Source organism: Mycobacterium sp. 1165178.9, from assembly GCF_001673555.1.
In the GTDB taxonomy this organism is placed as follows: domain Bacteria; phylum Actinomycetota; class Actinomycetes; order Mycobacteriales; family Mycobacteriaceae; genus Mycobacterium.
Genome location: NZ_LZMB01000407.1, coordinates 1 through 2,673 on the forward strand (window position 1 = coordinate 1; position 2,673 = coordinate 2,673).

Below are 2,673 nucleotides of genomic sequence, written 5' to 3' on the forward strand. Positions count from 1 at the left end.
GGGCGAGACAGCAGGGATCAAGATCGCCGAACACCGTTCTTCTCGAGTTCACCTATACGAGTAGACGCGGCCAGCCTGCTGTGGCACTGGTTAGCTACTGACAACTTCCTGTGGAGCGATCCTGGGGGCTCACAAGGGATTATGGGCAGCTGTGAGCCGTCCCAACCGCACTCATGCCGTTGCTGGCGCCTCGGCATTTACCAATAAGAGTCGTGCAAAAACTCGTCCGCTAACCGTGAATTCCGATTGCGCCCGGTCTTAACCCGCGGCGGGCGGACGAGCTATGACTCGGGGCCGGACCAAATTAGGGCGCGAACCATTCGTCGTGTGCGCCCAGACCGGCTGCGAGCGGCATGCCCGGCATTCCGATTGGACCGGCGTCCTCCATCACCGTGGCCGTCGTGCCCAACATGCCGTGATAGGCCCCGCCCCGATGACGGCGGGTCAGTCCGACTTCTTCTCGGCGACCGCCGCGCTGAGGCCCTCGGCCAGATCTTCCTGGGTCAATTCCTTGAACCGCAGCAGTTGACGTTCGCTGAATTCGGTCACGTCGCTGGCCAGCACCGCGTCCAGGTCCTCGTCGTCCAGACGGAAACTGCGGTGGTCGCGGGCCTTCTCCACCACGTTGCGCACGAAACCGGCATTGCCGAGCGTGTCGATGCCCCGGATGAGATCGCCATCCTCCGAATAGCTTTCGTCGAGATAAAACTTCGTGTACGACGGCAACAACGCCTGCGCCGATTCATCGGTGATGACGTCTTCGTTCTCCTGGCCCATCAACCGGGTCAGCGCGACCAGCTCGTCCGGGGTGTAGCTGAAGAACTCGATGACGGTCGAAAAGCGCCGTCGCAGACCCTGATTCACTTCGAGCATCTTGTCCATGGCCTTGGCGTAGCCGGCGCCGAACACAACCAGCTCGTCGCGATGATTCTCCATGTACAGCAGCAACGTATTGATGATCGCGTTGCCGTACGGGTCGCCCTGCTGGTAGCCCTTCTCGTGCAGCGTGTGCATCTCATCGAAGAAGACGGCGCCACCCAACGCGCCCTCCAGGAGCTCCTCGGTGTTCTTCTCCGCATCGGCCATGTAGCGACCCAATAGCTTGGTGCGGCTGGTCTCGACCACCACGGGCTTGCGCAGCACGGTCAATCCGCATAGTTGCTTGCTGAAAGCCCTTGCCACCGAGGTCTTTCCGGTGCCGGGCGGACCGAGCAACAGCGTGTGGCGCGACGTGACCGGCACCGGAAGGCCCATCTTGGCACGCGCCAGATTCACCTTGGTCGTCGACTTGATGAGTTTGATCTCGCGCTTGGCGCGTTCCATCCCGAGCATGGCGTTGAGCTCGGCGTCGCCCTCGGCGAGGTACTTCGCCGCCTCCTCGGCGTGGCGAGCGGCCTCGGCCTCTGCCCGGGTCGGTGCGCTGTCCGGATCCCACGGGTCGGTCCGGGCCTCGATCGTTTCGGGGTCGGTCAGGACCAGGCGGAAATTGGGGTTGTCCAGCGCTTCGCGGGCCGGCGTGAACTTCGGGTCCCGCGAGTAGACCCGCCGCAGCAGCTCGACGGCCTCGTCCTCGCGGCCCAGGTGCCGCAGGCACATGCCCTGGGTGTACAGCGCGATGTTGGCCGCGCCAGGCACCCGATCGCCTTCGATGGCCTCTTGCCCCCGCCGCAAGGCCTCCTCGAACACACCCAGCGAAGCCAGCGCCGTGGTGGCCATCGCCGCGCCAGCGGCCTTCAGTTCGGGCTGCCGCCAGGACTTCCCTTCCGCGAACTGGGTCAGCACGTCCGGCCACCGGGCCGTGCGGAAGTACAGCACACCGCGCACGTAGCTGACCAGCTCCTCGTCGACGGGTTGACGGGGCTCGACGCCGTCGATCAGTTTCGCGGCTTCCTCGTAGCGTTTCGCCTCGGCGAGAACCGCGGCGTACGCACACGCCAACGTCTCCACGGTGGTGACCGCCAGCCGCAGAAACAGCCCGTCGGAAACCTCGGGCCGGAACTGTAACTCGGTGACTCCAAGCCGGCGGGTCTCCCAACCGAAGGTCCGGATCGCGGACCACGCACCGGAAAGCACATCGATGCTCTGTTCCCCCGCCAGGATCCTCGCCAGCCAGGCGTCACACATCGCCGGATCCAGGTTGGTGGCCGTCGTGAACATCTGCGAAGCCACCTGCGGATTGTGGCTGGGCTGTAGTCCATTGACCGAGACGCCGGAGGCCAACAGGCCAGCGACCATCGCATTACGGGCGCCTTCAGCGGTTGATTGCGGCCTCGTCATTGCGCTACAGGTACGCCCGCCGAGCTCCCTCGCAGCTGGTCGACGGATAGCGTGAGGTCGTCATCGTCGGCGCGCAGCGGACGGCTCGGCACGACCAGTAGGGGGCGCGCTGTGGGGGCGGCCAGGCTGGCTCGCACCGCCGCGAGCTGGCGGCCGGTGAGTCGGTTGAGGCCCGACGAGACATTCCGGCGCAACCGCTTCTCGGTGTGGTATCGCACCCACGCCGATACCTGCGGCCGGCCGGCGCGCGAGGTGAGCCGGATGGTCAGCACCGTGGCGACGGTTTCGTCCTCCCAAAGCTCGTCCAGCTTGTCGGTAGTGATGTCGGACGGCGACAACCACAGGCTGGTGACGAACCCGTTGAAGTGCTTGAGACGGCGCCAGCCGGGGCGGCTC

1 protein-coding gene and 1 pseudogene are annotated in these 2,673 nt (G+C 65.3%); both read right to left on the reverse strand.

Going from position 1 to position 2,673, the window contains the following annotated elements:
- Positions 1-444 precede the first annotated feature (444 nt).
- Complete coding sequence (gene eccA5, locus A5652_RS17820) at positions 445-2,277, reverse strand: type VII secretion system ESX-5 AAA family ATPase EccA5 (protein ID WP_067354245.1); 1,833 nt, start codon at positions 2,275-2,277, stop codon at positions 445-447.
- Positions 2,274-2,673, reverse strand: a pseudogene (locus A5652_RS17825) (type VII secretion protein EccE); the annotation flags it as partial. The gene eccA5 and the pseudogene A5652_RS17825, both read right to left, overlap by 4 nt.

Excerpts from the sequence above, each read along its gene's own strand:
- eccA5 (WP_067354245.1), bottom strand. The coding sequence starts at position 2,277 with ATGACGAGGCCGCAATCAACCGCTGAAGGCGCCCGTAATGCGATGGTC.